This window comes from Cryobacterium cryoconiti (assembly GCF_004403065.1).
Taxonomy (GTDB): Bacteria; Actinomycetota; Actinomycetes; order Actinomycetales; family Microbacteriaceae; genus Cryobacterium; species Cryobacterium cryoconiti.
The window spans coordinates 26,626-44,845 of record NZ_SOHA01000012.1 but is presented as its reverse complement, the minus strand read 5'-3'; the positions used below and the strand labels follow the sequence as shown (position 1 = coordinate 44,845).

Sequence of the window (18,220 nt, the reverse complement as noted above, 5' to 3'; positions counted from 1 at the left end):
TCCAAACGGAAGGCAGCACCATGAGCTCGTTCGGGCAAGCCCTCGACAGGTTGTCAACAGCACAGAAAAGTAAGCGCGGAGTATCGATCTACAGCAGATTCGTCAATCGTCCGATCGGGCGAGTGCTAGCCGCCGCGTGTTTCGTGTTGAGAATGACCCCCAACCAGGTGACCCTCGGTTCGGCCGTCGCAACCGTGCTGGGTTTGACGCTCCTGGTCACAGCCACGCCGACTCCGGCCAGCGGGTTGGGTGTGGCCCTCCTCCTCATGCTCGGGTTCGCCCTTGACTCCGCCGACGGCCAACTCGCACGCCTGACCGGCCTGCGGTCGCCGGCCGGGGAGTGGCTCGACCACGTCGTCGACGCCGGGAAGATCGTCGCTGTGCACAGCGCTGTGCTCATTGCAGTCTTCCGCTCCACTGATGCCGCAGACGGCTGGTATCTGGTTCCGCTGGCTTTCCAGGTGGTAGGCATTGTCACCTTTGTCGGAGGGCTGCTCGTCGAGCTGCTGAGGCGTAGCCCAGCCGCCGTGGATCAGGAGCGTTCACCGTCGACGCTGCGCGCCGTTGGCCTCTTGCCGGCGGACTACGGGATACTCGCCGCGAGCTTCGTTCTCTGGGGATGGCCAACCCTTTTCCTGACCGGGTACGGCCTCCTCTTTGCCGCGAATCTGGTGATCATGGTGCTCCTGCTCAACAGGTGGTTCCGCGCGCTGCGTGAGGTCTCGCACTGCCCTCCCACACCCGAAGCCGAAGTTCCACGGACACCATCAGCGTGACAATTTGGAGGATGACACCAGCCAGGATCGCAACGAATGCGCCCGTCACCCCGAATTCCGCGGCAAGGAGGAAGCGTCGAGCAGACAGTCGTGCACATTCAGTTTGTGCGTACACTCATGCCTATGTCGGAGAATGGTGTTCCCACGGGCGAAGTGCCGGACGTCCCCACGGCGAGGCCGGACGGCGCCCTGCCGGCACATCGCAGCCTGTCCGGGTTCACGGGACGCGGCTATGACAAAGGGCGCGGCCGGCTGTGGCAGGCCGCCTGGTTCTTCATTTCTGGCCTCATCGTGGTGCGCTGGTGGTGCCCGCCGACCCTCCGAGTGATTATCCTGCGTGCTTTCGGAGCCCGAATCGGGCAGGACGTTCTCATTCGCCATCGAGTTCGAATTCATTGGCCCTGGAAGCTGACGGTGGGCGACAACTCCTGGATCGGTGAGGACGCCTGGATTCTGAACCTCGAACAGGTCACTATCGGCCAGGACGTCTGCATCTCTCAAGGTGTCTTCCTCTGCACTGGAAGCCATGACCGCGAATCGCCCACTTTCGAGTTCGACAACGCTCCGATCGTCGTGGAGGACGGGGCGTGGGTAGCCGCGCGCGCCACGGTGCTTCGTGGCAGCCGGATCGGGCGGAACAGCGTGGTCGGTGCGACAGCGCTCGTCGCCGGGAACGTCGCTCCCGGTTCTCTCGTCGCGGGTCCTCTAGCCACGGAAAAGGGTTAGACGTCGTGCGGGTCCTTTCTCTCGTGACCCTCGTGAGCCCCGACGGCGCCTACGGCGGTCCGCTACGGGTGGCCCTGAACCAGGCCAAAGCCCTGAACGCCCGGGGACATGAGGTCACTCTCGCGGGGGGCCAAAGGGGCTATGGCGCGCATGTGCCCACGGTCATGGACACGGTGCCGATGGCGCTCTTTCCTGTGCGAACGGCCCTGGCGGGCACCGGGTTCGCAGGACTCGCGTCCCCGGCCTTGCACCGCTGGCTCTCATCCGCCGTGGCAGGCGTGGATATTGTGCATGTGCACGCAGCCCGAGATCTTGTGAGTCTCCGTGCCGCAGATTGGCTCCGGCGCCACAACGTGCCGTACGTGCTGCAGACTCACGGCATGATCGACGCGAGCCGCAACGTGTTGGCTGTGCCGCTGGATGCCGTGATGACCCGCCCCGTGTTACGCGCGGCCCGGCACGTCTTCTATCTGACTCCGCGCGAACGAAGCGATTTGATCGCAGTGGGCGGATCAGGGCTCCGGCTGCGCGAGCTGCCAAACGGTGTGCCCCAACTGGCCAGAACGTCCGAACGGACCGGTGCCGAGGTGTTGTATCTGGCACGCCTCGCCGCTCGCAAGCGACCCATGATGTTCGTGGAGATGGCCGAACGGCTCGCACGCGCGTTCCCTCAGGCATCATTCCGGCTCGTCGGGCCCGATGAGGGAGAAGGGGATGCCATCACCCGGCGGATCTCCGCTTCGACTGGAACCGTCGACATCGCGTGGGAGGGGCCTCTGGAACCGGGGCTGACAGCGGCGCGCATGGAGCGCGCAGGAATTTTCGTCTTGCCGTCGGTTGACGAGCCGTACCCGATGTCCGTACTGGAAGCGATGGCGCTCGGTCTTCCGGTCGTCATCACCGACTCCTGCGGCCTGGCTCCCATCGTTCGCTCAACCGGTTGCGGAATCGTCGTCGACAATTCACTGGATTCACTCACCGCAGCAGTGCGTCTGCTGCTGGGCGACTCCGCCCTGGCTCGATCCATGGGACGAGCGGGGGCTCACGCGGCCAGGGAGCACTTTGGAATGCCCATGATCGCTGAGGCCCTGGAGGCCGCGTACCTGGCGTGAGCGCCCGCCGGGAAAGAGGACGCTAGCCGATCTTTCGCGGTAGACCCTCCGCGCTCAGGGGTTTCGGCGGTCTCAGTCCCGATTCCGTCGATGCCTGCCCAGAGGGAGTTCGTGCCGTCACGACCAGCAGGCACAGCAGTGCGACCCACACCACGCCGGCAGCCTGCAGCAGCGAACCGCGAAGCAGGATGGTCATGTACACCGGGAAAATCGAACCGACGATCGCCCACGCCCCGCCGGCGGCGAAGGCCGGCGCCAGCTTGATATCCAGCCGTTTGACGGCGTAACCGACGAAAATAAAACCCGCGATCAAAGCAGGTATCCCTCCGTTCACCAAGAACTCGGCCCACAAGGGGGAAGACAGGTTGTCGAAGTTGTATCCGCGGTAATTGGCCAGGAGGATGCCCGTGTCAACCGGCTTATCGGACCAGAGGGCGCGGGGCACCCAGGAGAAGATCACCCCGAGCGCCTGCCGTCCAGGTTCAACGAGGCCGTCGACGACGTAGGAATAGGCGTTGGCGATTTGCCAGAATGCGTCGTAGTCGGAATTTCCGCGATACTCACCGAAGAAACCGTTCCGGACGAAATTCGGGTCCGGCCGTCGAAATGCGTCGGCGATCGGGAACAAGAACATGAGCCCGAAGAGTGCCCCGAGCAGCGAGGTCCGAAGGCGCCTCGGCGTGGCGAGGGCTCCCGCGAATGCCGCGAGCGCGAAGAGAACGGTACCCAAGCTGTAGCGGGCGCTGCTGACCGGATTGACAACGACCAGAAGCACGGCTGCTGCGGCGATGATCAGGGCGGTGTAGCGCCGTGCAGCGGTCCGTTCGGACCGCCGTCGAAGCTGGGCCAGAGCACCGATACCCACCAGCAGCGGGTAGATCGCCAGAGCGTACATGATGGACCGAATCGCGGGATCCGGCCACGCAGCGTTGCGAGCCGCGAATCCCTGGTCTCGACTGCCGAAGAGCGAGCCGATACCAACCTTGTAGATGAACCAGGCGCTGGCGAGTGCACCCGCGCCGACCAGGAGGAACGTCGCCGACGAGTTGACACCGCGTACAGATTCCGGACCGGGAATCGCGACCGCTGACGCACCCGTGCGCCTGCGCGTGGATCGAGCTTTCAGCCAAGCCGCATAGCGCCCGGCCTCGTAACACAACACCCCCAGCCAGACCAGCAGGGCCGTTGGCACGTCGAAGCCCTGATCAACACCTGCGGTGGTCGGCGAGAGGAGGCCGCTGCGCATCTGCACCGTGGGGGCGATACCCATGAAAATGTAAACGAACAGCCAGAAGAAGAAGTTGAAGAGGGTGGGCTGCCCCGCTGCGATCACGGCGGTCAATCGCACGCCGGCCCACACGACAAGGGCCAGCGTCAGCGGCCAACCGTCGCTGCGGCCGACATCGGCGATCTCCGTGATAAGCAGCAGGGGAATGCCGCCGGCAAGCACAGCGCCGATGACGAGATAGCCGAAAGCGCTCCCGTATCGGATACCGGTGGGTGTCAATTAAGTGCCGCTGCGATGCGTGCGGCGATGGCAGCATGGCCTGCATCATTGATGACGGCGCCGTCCGCGGACAGCATGGCCCGGCTCAGCACATTGGGCGCCAGAAGGCTGACGTAGGTGGCCCCGATCGCAGCTGCCTCCCGCTGCACGGCCGCATCGATGGCGACAATCGGCGCCGTCGGCTCTGACACCGTCGATACTGGGCCGACGGCAATGATGCTCGCGTTCGGCAATCCGACCCGAAGTCCCTGGTACGTCGTCCTGACAGCATCATTGACAGTCTCGAAGTCTTCCGCTTGATCGAACTCGCCACCCGAGATGACCACAATGCCCGGGCCGGCTTCCACGGCTTCGGCCAGAGCGTCCCGAATGTTCGGGCAGGTCGGCTGTCCGCACTCGTCCGGCTGGGCGCCGATGAGGTAGCCCGTGCCGTTCCGGGCGAGGTTGGCCTCCTCCCAGCCGCGAGCCTCGGAGAGAATCGACGACCACCGGTTGACCTCGTCACTCGATCCACCACCGGCAGCGGAAGACCCCCCGAGGAAGACGGCGACTGGACGATCCTCATCCAGTGTCAAGACCGGCCAGGACTGCGCGGAACCCTCTGCGGCTTCCGGCGTCTGCCCCTGCAGAGCAAGTGTGGCCATCGTGATCGCACCCACAGCAAAGAGACCGAGGAAGAAAAGCTTCCACCGAGACGAATGCAAACCGCGCCCACGCACTGCCATTCGCTCATAATGACACGTCGTGACGTTTTCGGGCACCCGTGTGGGTATCCTGCACTTGAATGCCGCAGCAAATCTGACGGGCATCGAAACGGAGGCGGCCGGGTGACTCACAGTGGATTCTGGATTTTGGTGCGCAAACGATGGTTCGTGATCGCTGCGTTGTCCCTGCTCGGTGTCGTCATCGGCTCTGCGTACGTGGTCGTGACGCCCCCCGAATACACCGCGAAAACTGAGCTTTTCGTATCCACCGTGAGCGGGGACAACACCGCCGACCTCGCTCAGGGCAGTAATTTTGCGCAGCAACAGGCTCGCAACTACAGCATCGTCGCCCAGCGGGACATTGTGCTCGTCCCCGTGATCACAGCCCTCGGACTCAAAACGACACCGGACGAACTGAGTGACCGGATTTCAGCCTCTGTTCCTCTTAACTCGTCGATGATCTCCATCTCCGTGACCGACTCGTCTCCCGCCCGCGCCGCAGCCACAGCAGACGCCGTCGGCACCAGTCTGGCCAATACGGTGATCCGGCTCGTACCCAAGCGCAGTGACGGGTCTTCGCCGGTTAATCTGCAGGTCGTGCAGCCCGCTCGGGTGCCCACGTCGCCGTCGGCGCCCAACCCTCGCGTCGTGCTGGCATTCGCCGGGATCCTGGGCCTGTTGGCCGGCCTCGGCTTCACGGCGATCGCGGAGCTGATCAGTGCCAAGGTCCGGTCAGTCGATCACCTGAAAGAGATCACGAACCTGACGATCCTCGGCACGGTCTCGGACGACAAGGCCGCCGTGACGAGTCCACTCTTCTCTCAGTCGAACAGCCAATCGCTCCGGTCGGAGGAATACCGTCAGATCAGGACGAACGTCCATTTTCTGCATCCGGATGAGAGCCATAAGGTTTTCGTCGTCACGTCGTCCATTCCCGGAGAGGGCAAGAGTACGACCTCGGCCAACCTCGCTGTCACCTTGGCCGCGTCAGGAATCGCAACCTGTCTCGTTGAGGCCGACCTCAGGAAGCCGGCCCTGGGTGACTACCTTGACCTTGAAGGGGGTGTCGGCCTGACCACGATTCTCGCTGGTGACGCGACTCTCGACGAAGCCCTTCAGTCCTGGGGCCCGCACCAGCTCCAGGTGTTGCTCTCGGGACAGGTGCCTCCCAACCCCAGCGAGTTGCTTGAGTCCAACCAGGCCCAGAACCTCCTGAGAACCCTCAAGGCTCGTTTCGACGTCGTCATCATTGATTGCCCTCCGCTCATGCCGGTGACCGATGCGGCCGTGGTCGCCCGGGCGTTCGGAGGAGCGATCCTCGTCGTCGGGGTGGACCGCGTCGAGACGCGAGAGCTCAAAATGGCGATGGACGCGTTGACCACGAGTGGCGCACCGATTCTCGGCGTGATCGCCAACTTCGTCCCGGCCGGCACTCGAGGCCGATACCAGACATACGGGCAGACTTCCGGGCACGCTCAATCTGAGCGCCGGACCAGAAAACCGGAACATCGGACGAAGGACCGGGAAGTCGTGCCGAGCCTGCCCGGCTGAGACACGGGCACGCGTCGCCACACGGCTGCGCAGGGGGGACAACCACATCACCACTGCATCAATCCAACGCGTTGCGGGCAGGAGCCATGGTCGATCAAGCAGCTTATCGGGGCAACCGAGAAACGATTCTCGTCGTCTGCACGGGAAACGTGTGCCGATCACCGTACATGGAATACGCCATCCGGCATGGGCTGGCCGCACAGGGGATCTCCCATGTAGAGGTGGTGTCCGCCGGGACCCAAGCCCTGATCGGGCATCCCATGGCCGATCCGATTCTGGAGGCACTGGCAGAGGACGGCATCGACGGGAGCCGGTTTCGCGCTCAGATCCTCACGCGTGCACTCGTCGAACACGCTGACGTCATCCTGACAGCGGAGGCGTCGCACAGGTCCGAGGTCGCCCGACTTTTCCCGCCCGCTCTCCGGAGGGTCTTCACCCTGCGCCAATTCGCCCGGCTCACTGCGATCGCCCCCCCGGAGATGCCGGACGGACGACCCCTCCGGGATTTGGTCCAACACGTCGCAGGGCTGCGCGGCACCACTCAGCCAGCCGGAGGTGCGACCGACGATGTGGAAGATCCCTGGAACGGATCGCGAGCTGTCTATCGGCGCGCCCTGGACGGTATGCACGATCCGGTGCGGACCATCGTTGCGTCCCTGGCCGATCTGACCAGTCGGCCGTGACCGCCATTACCGACCTAAACTGCTGACCGCGTAGTACTGGAGGTCCTGCACATTGGGAGTGCTGACGACCCGGAAGGGGGAATTCACGGTCGCAATCGGTGTGCCGCTTCGGCTCGCGGTGGCCGAGACCGATCCCAGCAGCAGCGGAAAGGTCACGGCAGACAAGCCGGCGGGAGCATCAAAGGTGCGCTTGGTGCCACCGATGTTGACTGTGACGCTGGCCGGCGCGCGGAGCAGAGTGAGAACTTCGACGGTGTCACGAGGTGCCATGGCGGTCCCATCCAGAGTCGGCACCATCAGCCGGCTCGGAGTCGATGGTTGTGCGGCGAACGGCTGAATGCGGTGCGTCACGTACAACGCGTCACCGGTGACGGCGGGCGGAGACCCCATCTTGAACTGGCGCACGAAATAGGCGCTGATATCCAGGAAAGCCTCACCGTGCGCTTCCGACGGCGCGAAGGATGTCGATTCGCTGTAGTCATTCCACGTCACCATCTGCACGAAGTCGGCGCCGTCGGTGATCGCGCGGTTCCAACTCGCGCGCAGGGTCTCCGTGTTCCCGGCCTCCGCGTACTTGCCACCGTTGGGCCGAACATCCTGTACGGCGACAGGGGACATCCATTTCACGCCGAGTGCCCGGGCCTTGGCTGCGTTGTTCGCGCCCGAGGCGACCGTCACCGGTGTCCGTGAGCCCCAGTTCCCCAGGGCATAGCTGATCGGAGCGAAGCTTTTCATGTTTGCGTCACTCGCGTTGTTGAAGACGGCGATGAAGGCCACCTTGATTCCATACTTCGTCTTGAGCACGGTCGCGATGTCTGACCACCACTGGGGCGACTGTGCCTCGGCCTTGAACGAGGACAGCACGTATTCACCGGTGCTCAGTCGGTACGCGGCCGGCGACGCGAACAGCTGGGACAGCTTCATCGCCACGTCGGTGGGTGTGGCTGTGGCGACGCTTGCGCTGGCATCGATGTTCGGCACGACAACGAAATTGCGGTTGGCCGCCGCCGCCGCCTGCATGACTCCGACGGTACGGGTCCAATTCTGACCCGACAAGCTCATGATATCCACGGTGAAGCCGTCGATGCCCGCATCAGCCGCATCGTTCACCTCATCCAGGAAATCCCTCGCCTGCCAGTCCCCCGTCAGCGGATCGCGCTTTTCGGGTCGGTCACGGAGCAGCCCCCCATAGGAAGCGTGTTTGCCACTCTCCCCGCCCGGCTGAAGGTAGTTGACGGCGTAGTAGTCAGACGCCGGCGGCTTGTTGTCGAACGACACCGGATACGGCGGAAAGTAATGCGCGAAGACTTTCTTAGCCGTCGTTCCGATGGGTGCGACCGCTATCGGGAGCGCGCCAGAATTGACGGGAGCGGTGGGGGCAGCGACCGGAGGGGGCGTAGGGGAAGTGACCGGGGAAGCCTCCCTGACATCCTTCACCACGAGATGAAGCCGGGGGCCGGAGGCACCCTTTTTGAATGTGGTGCCGACCCCCACCTGCGTGTATCCGACCGCGAATGAGGTGGGTCCGGTTGTACTGATCGTGGCCAGATTGCCGAGCGGAACGCGGATGGTTTTTCCGGCTACCGCCCGGATCGACCCGTCACTGAGCGGGGCATTCTGAAGGGCCGGCTGATTGTTGCGGGTGAGCCGATTGGACGTCCACGCCGAGGACGTCGGGTAGACCTGAACGCCGGGCCGGGTCGCACCGGTACTGGCGACCGTGAATTCCAGCGTTGCGGAAACGATCTTTTTGTCGGGGCCGAGAGCGTCGGTTTTGAACTTCAGGTACGTCCGGTCCGCCGTGTTCGTTGCGCTCAAGTAGGGATACTGGGCGTGTGCAGTGCCCGGCTGACGAACGGTCGTGAAACTGGCCTCGGTCGGGTTCAAGACCACCGCAGCGTCTGCTGCCGCTTGCGCGGGTGCAGGTGCGGGTGCGGCGGTCGCTGCGCCGGGGACGATGAGTGCGAAAACCATCGCCAGGCCGGCGATTGACGCGAGAGCGACCCGGAGCCCCGGACGATCACCGGTCCTGGTCGCTGTTCCGTGCCCTCTGGGCGGTCGACCGTGACTCTTGAAGTTCAAAATATCTCTTTCCATTCCTCGTCGCCGGCGAGCGACCCAGAATGGTGAGCTTATATCGATTCACAATTTCGCGCCCCCTATTCGGGGGTAATCCTCAGCTTTGAACGTGGCCCTCGGTTGACCGTGTCACTGTCGGGCCTGTCCAAGCAGGGCTCAACCGGCGAAGCGATCCGTGGCCTCGATGATGGCATCCAGGTTCCCGGGCTCGTCGAAGGAGTGACCGGCATCCGGAATCAGCTTGAAATCCGCTTCCGGCCAGTTCTGGTGCAGGTCCCAGGCGGTGAATGCCGGGGTGCACATGTCATAGCGGCCCTGCACGATGACGCCGGGGATGTCCTTCAGGCGGTCCGCGTCGCGGATGAGCTGGTTCGGCTCGAACCAGCCCAGGTTGGTGAAGTAGTGGTTCTCGATACGCGCAAAGGCCACCGCGAACGCGGGCTCGGTGAAGCGCGCGATGGTGTCGGGCTGCTGCAGGAGCGTGATGGTCGACGACTCCCACGTGGACCAGGCCACGCCGGCACGCTCCCGCACGTACTGGTCGGGGTCATGCAGCAGGCGCCCGTAGGCCTTGATCAGATGACCGCGCTCGGCCACCGGAACCGGCGCGATGAAGCTCTCCCAGAGATCCGGGTAGATCGCCGCGGCGCCACCCTCGTAGAACCAGTCGAGCTCCATCGGCCGCAGCGTGAAGATGCCGCGCAACACGAGTTCGGTGACGCGGTCGGGGTGTCTTTCGGCGTAGGCGAGGCTGAGGGTGCTGCCCCACGAGCCGCCGCAGACCAGCCAGCGGTCGATGCCGAGGTGCTCGCGCAGTTTTTCCAGGTCGGCGACCAGGTGCCAGGTTGTGTTGGTGCTGAGGTCGGCATCCGCCGCGCTTGCGTGCGGCGTGCTCTGACCGCAGCCACGCTGGTCGAAGAGGATGATGCGGTACTTCTCCGGGTCGAAAACGCGCCGCTGCTTGGGGCTCGACCCGCCGCCCGGGCCTCCGTGCAGATAAACCGCCGGCTTGCCGTCGGGATTGCCGGATGCCTCCCAATAAATGGTCTGCCCGTCACCGACCTCGAGCAGTCCGGTTTCGTAGGGTTCGATCTCGGGATAGAAGGTGCGCATACCCCGAGCCTATTCGCCGGGTGCACCGGCGCGGAATCGGCCGGAACCGGGTTCCCTGCGAGAGTGCCCGTTCCGGTCGAGAGTGACCCGCGGAACGGGCACTCTCGACCGGAACGGGGCTATTTTCTGGCCGGGGCCTTCTCGGCGCGAGGGGCGGTTCCGCTGGCGCGCTGGGTGGCGTAGTAGTCCCTGGCCTCGTTCTGGCGCTCCTGTTCGGCACCGCTGGCGATTGCCGACCGGAGGTGGTCCTGGCTGTAGCCGAACGCGTCGACCAGGTCGACGGCGTGCGGACGGAGCCGGGCGATGATGCGGTCGATGTAGGCCGTGACCGACTGCGCCCGCTGCGCCGACATGCGCCCGTGGACCAGGTACCAGGCCAGGTGCTTCTCCACCAGCCCGAGGCCGAACAGATCGCGCAGCCAGGTCAGGACCTGCTTCGTGCCGGCGTCCTCGGTGGTCTCGACCGCCCGGGTGAACGCCTCCCACTGCAGAAGCTCCCCGTGCGAACGGGCAGCCTCGATCAGCTGGTTCTGGTTCGCGTTGAAGAGGGCCGCGGCATCCTTCGCCGGCAGCTTGCCGGCCGAGCGGAGCTTGCCGGCGATCTCCGCGATCATCGTCTCAACCCGGTCGGTGAGCAGTTCCCGCTGCACCGCGGTGTCGCGGAGGTGGCCCACCGAGCGAGCGGTGGAGCCGAAGTCGGCGACCGACTGGCCGAGGGTGCGGAGCCCGGTGCCGTGGTAGGCGCGGCCGGCGGCCTGCTGCACGACGTAGCGGGCGAGCACGCCTGGGCCGGCCGAGGCGAACTTGCGGCTGTAGTCGGTGAGCAGACGCTTGGCGACGAGCTGGAGCAGCACGTTGTTGTCACCCTCGAAGGTGGCGAAGACGTCCAGGTCGGCGCGGAGGCCGACCAGCCGGTTCTCGGCCAGGAACCCGGCGCCGCCGCAGGCCTCGCGAGCCTCCTGCAGGGTGTCGAGAGCGTGCCAGGTCGAGAGCGGCTTGAGGGCGGCGGCGAGGGTTTCGAGGTCCTGCCGGTCGGCATCCGTGTCGGCCTGGCCGCTGAAGACCTGGTCGAACTTGACCAGGAACTCGTCGTGGGCGAACGTGTGCGCATATGTCGTGGCCAGGCGCGGCAGCAGGCGTCGCTGATGGCGCTGGTAGTCGAGGATGACCTCCTCGTCGGTGTCGCTGCCCGCGTTGAACTGCCGGCGCTGGCTGCCGTAGGTGATGGCGATCGTGAGGGCCATCGCAGAGGCCTGGGTGGCGGCACCGTCGAGCGACACGCGGCCCTGCACGAGGGTGCCGAGCATGGTGAAGAAGCGGCGGCCGGGGCTGGAGATCGGGCTGGAGTAGGTGCCGTCCTCGGAGACGTCGCCGTACCGGTTGAGCAGGTTCTCGCGCGGGATGCGCACCCCGTCGAAGTGGAGCCGGCCGTTGTCGATACCGTTGAGGCCACCCTTGAGACCGTCGTCCTCGCCGCCGATGCCGGGCAGGAAGGCCCCGGATTCGTCGCGGAGCGGCAGCCAGAAGGCGTGCACGCCATGGTTGACGCCGGCGGTGATCAGCTGGGCGAAGAGCACGGCGGCAATGCCGTCTTTCGCGGCGTTGCCGAGGTAGTCCTTCCACGCCGCGCGGAACGGGGTGTCGATGACGAATTCCTGCGTGGCAGGGTCGTAGGTCGCCGTGGTGCCGATGGCCGCGACATCCGAGCCGTGCCCGGTCTCGGTCATCGCGAAGACACCCGGGACCTGCATGGTCATGATGCCCGGCAGGTAGGCGTCGTGGTGCTTCTTCGTGCCGAGGTGCAGCACCGCCGCACCGAACAGGCCCCACTGCACGCCCGCCTTGATCTGCAGGCTGGGGTCGGCCGTGACGAGTTCCTCGAACCCGGCGATGTTTCCGCCGTGGTCGTCCTCGCCGCCGAGATCCTTGGGGAACGCGCGGTGCACGTGCCCGTTTTCGGCCAGGATGTGCAGCTGGCCGAGCACGCGCTCACGGTGCTCGGCCATGGACTGACCCTCGATGCGCTGCAACGCAGGCTGGGCCGTGAGCTCACGGGCACGCAGGCGCACGTCGGCCCAGGTACCGAGCAGCTGGCGGTGCAGCGACTCGATGTTGACCGTGGGGGCGCCGGACTGACCGGCGATCATGACCGGGCCGGTGTCGACGCCGGGAACCACGGGAGGCGTGACGGCGGTCGGGGCCGGGGTCTTCGTCGTTTTGGCAGAGGTCCTGCCCGGAGTGCGGGCGGGCTTCTTGCTGTTGGAGCGCTGGGCAGTGTCAACCATCATTGGTCCTTCGTCTTCGCGCGAAACTCGAAATTTTCTTACACGTTAGGTGGCTCTCCCGAAGCACGGAAATAGTGCGTGACGGGCCTACAACGAAGCATGCGTCGCCCGGCATTCGATTTGTAGGTTTCCACAGCGGTAGCGCGCTGAGGGCCACCCTTACCCACAAACGGGGCGGTCCTCCCGCCGGGATCCGACCGATTTGACCGAGATCGATAGCCCGAGGTCGATCAGGCATAAGTTGATGGCATCGAGTGTGAGTGGAGGACCGGCAATGACGAGCAGGCTGAGTGACGTCACCGACCAGGAGAACTCGTGGCACAGCCGGAGCGCCGCTGATGTCTCGGAGGCGTTGGGGAGCGGTCCGGGTGGCCTCAGTTCCGACGAGGCAGCCGAACGGTTGCGCCATCATGGGCCGAACGAACTCGATTTCGCCACCAGCACCCCCTGGTGGCTCACCCTGCTGCGGCAATTCAGAAGCCCGCTGATCTATATCCTGCTCGTCGCCGCCGTGATCACGGCCGTGCAACAGCACTGGATCGACTCGGCTGCGATCTTCCTGGTTCTCATCATCAACGCCGCACTGGGCTTCATTCAGGAGCGCAAGGCGGAGCGGGATGTTCGGGCCCTGCGGTCACTGGCGACGCCGACCTGCCGGGTTCGCCGCGACGGCGTCGAGCAGGTCGTCGACACCGGAACTGTTGTTCCGGGCGATCTGCTGCTGCTTGAAAGCGGCGAGCGGGTGGTCGCGGACATGCGACTCACCGACGCCAACGGCCTGCTACTGGACGAATCCATGCTGACCGGTGAATCGATGCCCGCCACCAAGCAGACCCAGCCGCTGGCCGAGGAGCTCGTCGACGCGGACAAGACCAACATCGCGTTCAGCGGCACCTTCGTGGCCAGCGGACGGGGCGCCGGCGTGGCCATTGCCACCGGCGAGGACACGGCGCTCGGCACGATCAACAAACTCGTGCAGGGACCGAGCTCGAAGTCGCCCCTGCAGGTCCTGATCCACGACTTGGAACGACTCATCGGCGTCGTTGTCCTGGTCGCACTCGTGCTCATCTTCATCACCGGCATCCTTCTGGGCACCGACGCATCAATCATGTTCCGCACGTCGGTCGCCCTCGCCGTGGCCACCATTCCCGAATCCCTTCCCATCGTGTTGACCGTCGCCCTGAGCGCCGGAGTGTCCCGCATGGCGCGGCGAAACGCGATTGTTCGGACCCTGCCTGCCGTGGAGACCCTGGGGTCGACGACCATCATCGGCTCGGACAAGACGGGCACCCTGACCGAGAACCGCCTGACGGTTGAAAAGATCTGGACGTCCGACGGAGTGCTGGACGTGGTCAGGAACACGGCGGAGGCGGGCCAGGACACTCCTCTGGTGCGCGCCGTGCTGCGGGCTGGAGCACTCACCAACGAGGCCACCCTCTCCCTCGAGACCGGCGAGCACACCGGGGACGCGGTCGACGCGGCCATGGCCGCCGTCGCGGTGCGCCGCGGGGCCGTCACCGAAGGCGAGCGTTCGTGCCGGACGGTCGCCCACCAGCCGTATGAGCCCGAGCTGCGGTGCTCACAGACGGTGCGCGAGAACGACCGGGGAGAACGCGTCCTGTACGTCAAAGGCTCCCCGGAGGCTCTGCTTGAGGCGTCGACCCACGTTGCACACGCTCACGGAGCCGAGTCCCTGGTTGAGCGTCACATCCATGAGGCGAATGAGGAGATGGGCCGGGCCGGATTGCGGGTACTCGCCACCGGGAGCAGGACACTCACCGACGACGAGACGCTGAGCGAGCCCTTGCCTCCACCGTCGAGGCTGACCTTCCTGGGAATGGAGGGGATGACCGACCCTCCTCGCGACGGTGTCGCCGACGCGATCAAGCAGTGCCAGCAGGCCGGGATCACCGTGAAAATGATCACCGGGGACCACCCGGTGACGGCGCTGGCCATCGCCGCCCGGCTGGGGCTGCCGACGGACAAGCCCGCGTTGACAGGCAGCGAAATGGCCCAGCTCGACGACGATATGCTCACGGCGCGACTCGATCAGACCAGCGTGGCTGCCCGGGTCTCCCCCAAGGACAAGCTGCGCATCGTGCAAGCGCTGAAACGGGGTGACCGGATCGTGGCCGTCACGGGCGACGGGGTCAACGACGCCCCGGCGCTCAAAGCGGCAACGATCGGAGTGGCCATGGGCCGGTCCGGAACGGATGTGGCCCGCGAAGCCTCTGATGTGGTGCTCACCGATGACAACTTCGTCACGATCGTGCACGCGGTGGAAGAGGGCAGGGTGACGTTCGCCGCCATCCGCAAAGTCACATATTTTCTGGTATCCACGGGAATAGCGGCGATGATCGCGGTGTCGTTGAGTGTCTTCGCCGCCATCCCGTTGCTGTTCATCCCCGTGCAGATGGTGTGGCTGAACCTGGTCACCAAGGGTGTGCAGGACATCGGACTCGCCCTGGAACCGGGCGAAGGCGACGAACTCACCCGGCCGCCACGAGCGCGTACGGAGGGCCTGCTGTCCCGCACCCTCTGGTTCCGGGCCGCGATCACGGGGCTGTGGATGGCCGTCGGCGCTCTCCTCGCCTTCATCCTCAATCTGCGCGCCGGCTACAGCCTCGAGCATGCCCGCACGTTCTCCCTCACGATGCTCGTGCTCTTCAACTTCTTCCAGGTGTTCAGTTCCCGCGCGGAGCTGAAATCCCTATTCCAATTAAGATTCCTGGCGAACAAACCGCTGATCGTCGCCTCGCTGGGCACGCTGCTGTTGCACTGGGGCGCGATGACCTGGTCTGCGTCCGCAAACGTGCTGGGCCTGACCGCGCTGTCGGCCGGCGAATGGGCGATCTGCGCCGCGGTGGGATCCACCGTGCTGGTCATCGTCGAAGTGGAGAAGTTCGTGCGCCGCTGGTCGCGCCGGCGGACGGCGTCGGCGGTCGGTGTCGGCTCACTGACCGGCGGGCAGGCGTGAACGCGTCAGTCGGGGTTGCGGGCAATGATGTGGAAGACGTGCCAGTGCTTGGGGCCAAGGCCGGACTGGCCGGGGCGGTCGTCTTCGACGAGGCTGCGCACGTCGAGCCCCGAGAGCAGCACCTCGACGGCCGCTCGGTCGTGAAAATTCATGTCTGCGCGGTCTGCCCATGAGTCGTGCGGGCCGAAGAGCTCGGCAGCTATCACGGCGCCGGGCTTCAGCGCTGAACGGATGCCGGCCCACACGCCAGGAAAGGCCACCGGGTCGCAGAATGGCAGGGCGAATCCGGAGTAGACGAGATCAGCCGCGGGGAGTTCTCCGAGCCCCTCGAACCGGGCCTGGAGGAAGGCCAGCCGACCGAGCTGGTCTTCGTCGAGACCTGCCTTGACGCGCGCCTCGGCTGCGGGGTCGGCGTCGAACGCGTGCACACGCCATCCGTTCACCAGCAGATGGCGGGACTCGGTTCCCTCGCCGCAGCCCAGGTCGAGTGCGGTTCCGGGCTGATCGACTCCGCACAACTCAAGGGCCTGCAGCAGGACCGGCCGCGCGGCTCGCCCGGCCTGGTTGTCGTAGAACTCAGTCCAGTCCATGCGTCGCTACCCGGCCGTGCCGGCGGCGACGACCTCGAGTAGTGCGGAGCCGTAGGCATCGAGCTTCTTGGCGCCGACGCCGGAGATGCCGTCAAGGTCGGCCAGGGTGGCCGGCTTCTGCGCGGCGATGGCCAGCAGGGTCGCGTCGCCGAAGATGATGTAGGCGGGAACGCCCTGCTCCTTCGATTGGGCCGACCGCCAAACCCGCAGTGCCTCGAAGAGGGTCTCCTGCTCCGGGCTGAGGTCGGCCGCGGCGGCCTTCGCCGCGCTCTTGCGAGCCCCTGCCGCCGGGCGGGCGGCACGCTCGGGCTCGGTGCGGAGCTCGACGGTGCGGCGGCCCGCGAGAACCTCCGCCGCGGCATCCGTCAGCACCAGAGTGCCGTACTCGCCGGAGGTGGCCAGGAAACCCTGGGCCAGCAGCTGCCGCACGACGCCGCGCCACTGCTGGTCGCTGAGGTCGGCGCCGATGCCCCAGGTGGCCAGCTGGTCGTGACTGTGCTGGGTGGTGCGCGGGGTGACCTTGCCGCGCAGGATGTCGATGAGCTGGCCCGCGCCGAACCGCTGGTTGCGTTCGCGCAGCAGGCGCACCACGGTGGAGAGCAGTTTCTGGGCGGGGACGGTGCCGTCCCAGCCGACGGGCGGCTCGAGGCAGGTATCGCAGTTGCCGCAGGGCTCGCTCGCCTGTCCGAAGTAGCGCAGCAGGTTGACCCGGCGGCAACTGACGGTCTCGCAGAGCGCAAGCATGGCGTCGAGGTGGGCGGAGAGTTTGCGCCGGTGGCCGAGGTCGCCGGGCGACTCGTCGATCATGCGGCGCTGCTGCACGACGTCCTGCAGACCGTAGGTGAGCCAGCCGGTGGAGGGCAGGCCGTCACGGCCAGCGCGGCCGGTCTCCTGGTAGTAGCCCTCGACGGATTTGGGCAGGTCGATGTGGGCGACGAAGCGTACATCCGGTTTGTCGATGCCCATGCCGAACGCGATCGTGGCGACGATGATGACGCCCTCCTCGCGGAGGAACCGGGACTGGGTGCGGGCGCGCAGGCCCTGGTCGAGGCCCGCGTGGTAGGGCAGCGCGTTCAGCCCGTTCTGGCGCAGGAAGTCGGCGGTCGCCTCGACGGTCTTGCGGCTGAGGGCGTAGACGATGCCGGCATCCGTGGGGTGCTCGGCTTTGATGAAGGCCAGCAGCTGCTTGCGCGGCTCGGCCTTGCCGACGATGCGGTACTGGATGTTGGGCCGGTCGAAGCTGGCGACGAAGTGCCGGGCGTCGCCCATCTGCAGTCGGGTGGTGATTTCTTTGTGGGTGGCGTCGGTGGCCGTGGCCGTGAGCGCGATGCGGGGCACGTCGGGCCAGCGGTCGGCCAGTTCGGACAGGGCCAGGTAGTCGGGCCGGAAGTCGTGCCCCCACTGCGACACGCAGTGGGCTTCGTCGATGGCGAACAGGGCGATGGTGCCCCGGTCGAGGAAGCGCTTGGTGGCCTCGGAGGAGAGTCGCTCGGGCGCCACGTAGAGCAGGTCGAGGTTGCCGGCGAGGTAGTCGCGCTCGACCTGGCCGCGGGCGGCGGAGTCCTGGCTGGAGTTGAGGAACGCGGCACGCACGCCCACGGCGGTGAGCGCGTCGACCTGGTCTTGCATGAGGGCGATCAGCGGCGAGATGACGATACCGGTGCCCTCGCGCACGAGCGAGGGGATCTGATAGCAGAGGCTCTTACCGCCGCCGGTGGGCATCAACACGACCGCGTCGTTTCCGCCGATGACCTGATCGATGATGGCGGCCTGCTCACCGCGGAAGGAGTCGTAGCCGAAGACCGTGCGCAGGGCCTCGGCGGCGGTCGCGAACTTCGCGGTGGCGGTTGCGGGCGGGGCTGCGGGCGTGCGCAGCGCGGATGCGCCGGTGCGACCGGCCGGGCCTGGCTGACCTGCCGGAGCGGACTCCCACGCCGTGGCTCCCCCGGAATAACCGTCGGGTGGCGGCGGGGCGTCGAACTCGTCGGGTGGCTCGATCTCGTCAGGGTCCCACGGCATTTCGGCGTTCCAACTCACCCGGCAACTCTACCTGCGCCCTCCGACACGGCCGCGCCCCACGGATGGGCGGGGCGGACGGGTTAGCCGCCGAAGCCAGG

At 66.0% G+C, this 18,220-nt stretch carries 13 protein-coding genes; 6 read left to right on the top strand and 7 right to left on the bottom strand.

The annotated features are described in order from the left end of the window. Positions 1–20: 20 nt before the first annotated feature. The 3 genes from E3T49_RS05650 (at position 21) to E3T49_RS05640 (ending at position 2,614) form a co-directional block, all read left to right on the top strand. Complete coding sequence (locus E3T49_RS05650) at positions 21–776, top strand: CDP-alcohol phosphatidyltransferase family protein (RefSeq protein ID WP_134423989.1); 756 nt, start codon at positions 21–23, stop codon at positions 774–776. A 90-nt stretch (positions 777–866) separates the two neighbouring features. Beyond that, positions 867–1,502 carry an LbetaH domain-containing protein gene (locus tag E3T49_RS05645; protein WP_241972670.1) on the top strand — a complete coding sequence of 212 codons (636 nt, stop codon included), beginning with the start codon at positions 867–869 and terminating at the stop codon, positions 1,500–1,502. A gap of 5 nt (positions 1,503–1,507) precedes the next feature. Beyond that, positions 1,508–2,614, top strand: coding sequence for a glycosyltransferase (locus E3T49_RS05640; protein ID WP_134423988.1), 1,107 nt, complete (start codon positions 1,508–1,510; stop codon positions 2,612–2,614). 22 nt (positions 2,615–2,636) lie between these two features. Here the strand turns inward: E3T49_RS05640 and E3T49_RS05635 are convergent, their stop codons facing one another. Both E3T49_RS05635 and E3T49_RS05630 read right to left on the bottom strand, forming a co-directional pair. After that, the gene (locus E3T49_RS05635; protein WP_134423987.1) at positions 2,637–4,121 is read right to left on the bottom strand and encodes a hypothetical protein; all 1,485 of its coding nucleotides are present in this window, start codon (positions 4,119–4,121) and stop codon (positions 2,637–2,639) included. After that, positions 4,118–4,846, bottom strand: coding sequence for an SGNH/GDSL hydrolase family protein (locus E3T49_RS05630; protein ID WP_134423986.1), 729 nt, complete (start codon positions 4,844–4,846; stop codon positions 4,118–4,120). The genes E3T49_RS05635 and E3T49_RS05630 overlap by 4 nt, the downstream gene beginning before the upstream one ends. 9 nt (positions 4,847–4,855) lie before the next feature. Between E3T49_RS05630 and E3T49_RS05625 the strand changes: the two genes are divergently transcribed. Together E3T49_RS05625 and E3T49_RS05620 are read left to right on the top strand one after the other, a co-directional pair. After that, positions 4,856–6,376: a tyrosine-protein kinase domain-containing protein gene (locus tag E3T49_RS05625; RefSeq protein WP_166785480.1), complete on the top strand. Its 1,521-nt coding sequence runs from the start codon at positions 4,856–4,858 to the stop codon at positions 6,374–6,376. Positions 6,377–6,462: 86 nt separating this feature from the next. Continuing rightward, positions 6,463–7,059 carry an arsenate reductase/protein-tyrosine-phosphatase family protein gene (locus tag E3T49_RS05620; protein ID WP_134423984.1) on the top strand — a complete coding sequence of 199 codons (597 nt, stop codon included), beginning with the start codon at positions 6,463–6,465 and terminating at the stop codon, positions 7,057–7,059. 6 nt (positions 7,060–7,065) lie between these two features. Here the strand turns inward: E3T49_RS05620 and E3T49_RS05615 are convergent, their stop codons facing one another. The 3 genes from E3T49_RS05615 to E3T49_RS05605 form a co-directional block, all read right to left on the bottom strand. Further along, positions 7,066–8,946: a glycoside hydrolase family 71 protein gene (locus E3T49_RS05615; RefSeq protein WP_166785479.1), complete on the bottom strand. Its 1,881-nt coding sequence runs from the start codon at positions 8,944–8,946 to the stop codon at positions 7,066–7,068. Positions 8,947–9,294: 348 nt separating this feature from the next. Continuing rightward, entirely contained in the window at positions 9,295–10,251 is a 957-nt protein-coding gene (pip, locus tag E3T49_RS05610) for a prolyl aminopeptidase (protein ID WP_134423982.1), read from the bottom strand. 119 nt (positions 10,252–10,370) lie between these two features. Continuing rightward, the gene (locus tag E3T49_RS05605; RefSeq protein WP_134424002.1) at positions 10,371–12,536 is read right to left on the bottom strand and encodes an acyl-CoA dehydrogenase family protein; all 2,166 of its coding nucleotides are present in this window, start codon (positions 12,534–12,536) and stop codon (positions 10,371–10,373) included. A gap of 274 nt (positions 12,537–12,810) precedes the next feature. Between E3T49_RS05605 and E3T49_RS05600 the strand changes: the two genes are divergently transcribed. Then, positions 12,811–15,513: a cation-translocating P-type ATPase gene (locus E3T49_RS05600; protein ID WP_134423981.1), complete on the top strand. Its 2,703-nt coding sequence runs from the start codon at positions 12,811–12,813 to the stop codon at positions 15,511–15,513. A gap of 5 nt (positions 15,514–15,518) precedes the next feature. On the opposite strand, the gene E3T49_RS05595 is transcribed toward E3T49_RS05600, so the two are convergent. Further along, entirely contained in the window at positions 15,519–16,103 is a 585-nt protein-coding gene (locus E3T49_RS05595; protein ID WP_134423980.1) for a class I SAM-dependent methyltransferase, read from the bottom strand. Positions 16,104–16,109: 6 nt separating this feature from the next. Beyond that, positions 16,110–18,122 carry a DNA helicase RecQ gene (gene recQ, locus E3T49_RS05590; protein WP_134424001.1) on the bottom strand — a complete coding sequence of 671 codons (2,013 nt, stop codon included), beginning with the start codon at positions 18,120–18,122 and terminating at the stop codon, positions 16,110–16,112. Positions 18,123–18,220 lie beyond the last annotated feature (98 nt).

Bases quoted from the DNA above. Each gene is read 5' to 3' on its own strand.
- recQ (WP_134424001.1), bottom strand. From the start codon at position 18,122: ATGCCGTGGGACCCTGACGAGATCGAGCCACCCGACGAGTTCGACGCC.
- E3T49_RS05625 (WP_166785480.1), top strand. From the start codon at position 4,856: ATGACACGTCGTGACGTTTTCGGGCACCCGTGTGGGTATCCTGCACTT.
- E3T49_RS05630 (WP_134423986.1), bottom strand. From the start codon at position 4,846: ATGGCAGTGCGTGGGCGCGGTTTGCATTCGTCTCGGTGGAAGCTTTTC.
- E3T49_RS05595 (WP_134423980.1), bottom strand. From the start codon at position 16,103: ATGGACTGGACTGAGTTCTACGACAACCAGGCCGGGCGAGCCGCGCGG.
- E3T49_RS05605 (WP_134424002.1), bottom strand. From the start codon at position 12,536: ATGGTTGACACTGCCCAGCGCTCCAACAGCAAGAAGCCCGCCCGCACT.
- E3T49_RS05650 (WP_134423989.1), top strand. From the start codon at position 21: ATGAGCTCGTTCGGGCAAGCCCTCGACAGGTTGTCAACAGCACAGAAA.
- E3T49_RS05600 (WP_134423981.1), top strand. From the start codon at position 12,811: ATGACGAGCAGGCTGAGTGACGTCACCGACCAGGAGAACTCGTGGCAC.
- E3T49_RS05620 (WP_134423984.1), top strand. From the start codon at position 6,463: ATGGTCGATCAAGCAGCTTATCGGGGCAACCGAGAAACGATTCTCGTC.
- pip (WP_134423982.1), bottom strand. From the start codon at position 10,251: ATGCGCACCTTCTATCCCGAGATCGAACCCTACGAAACCGGACTGCTC.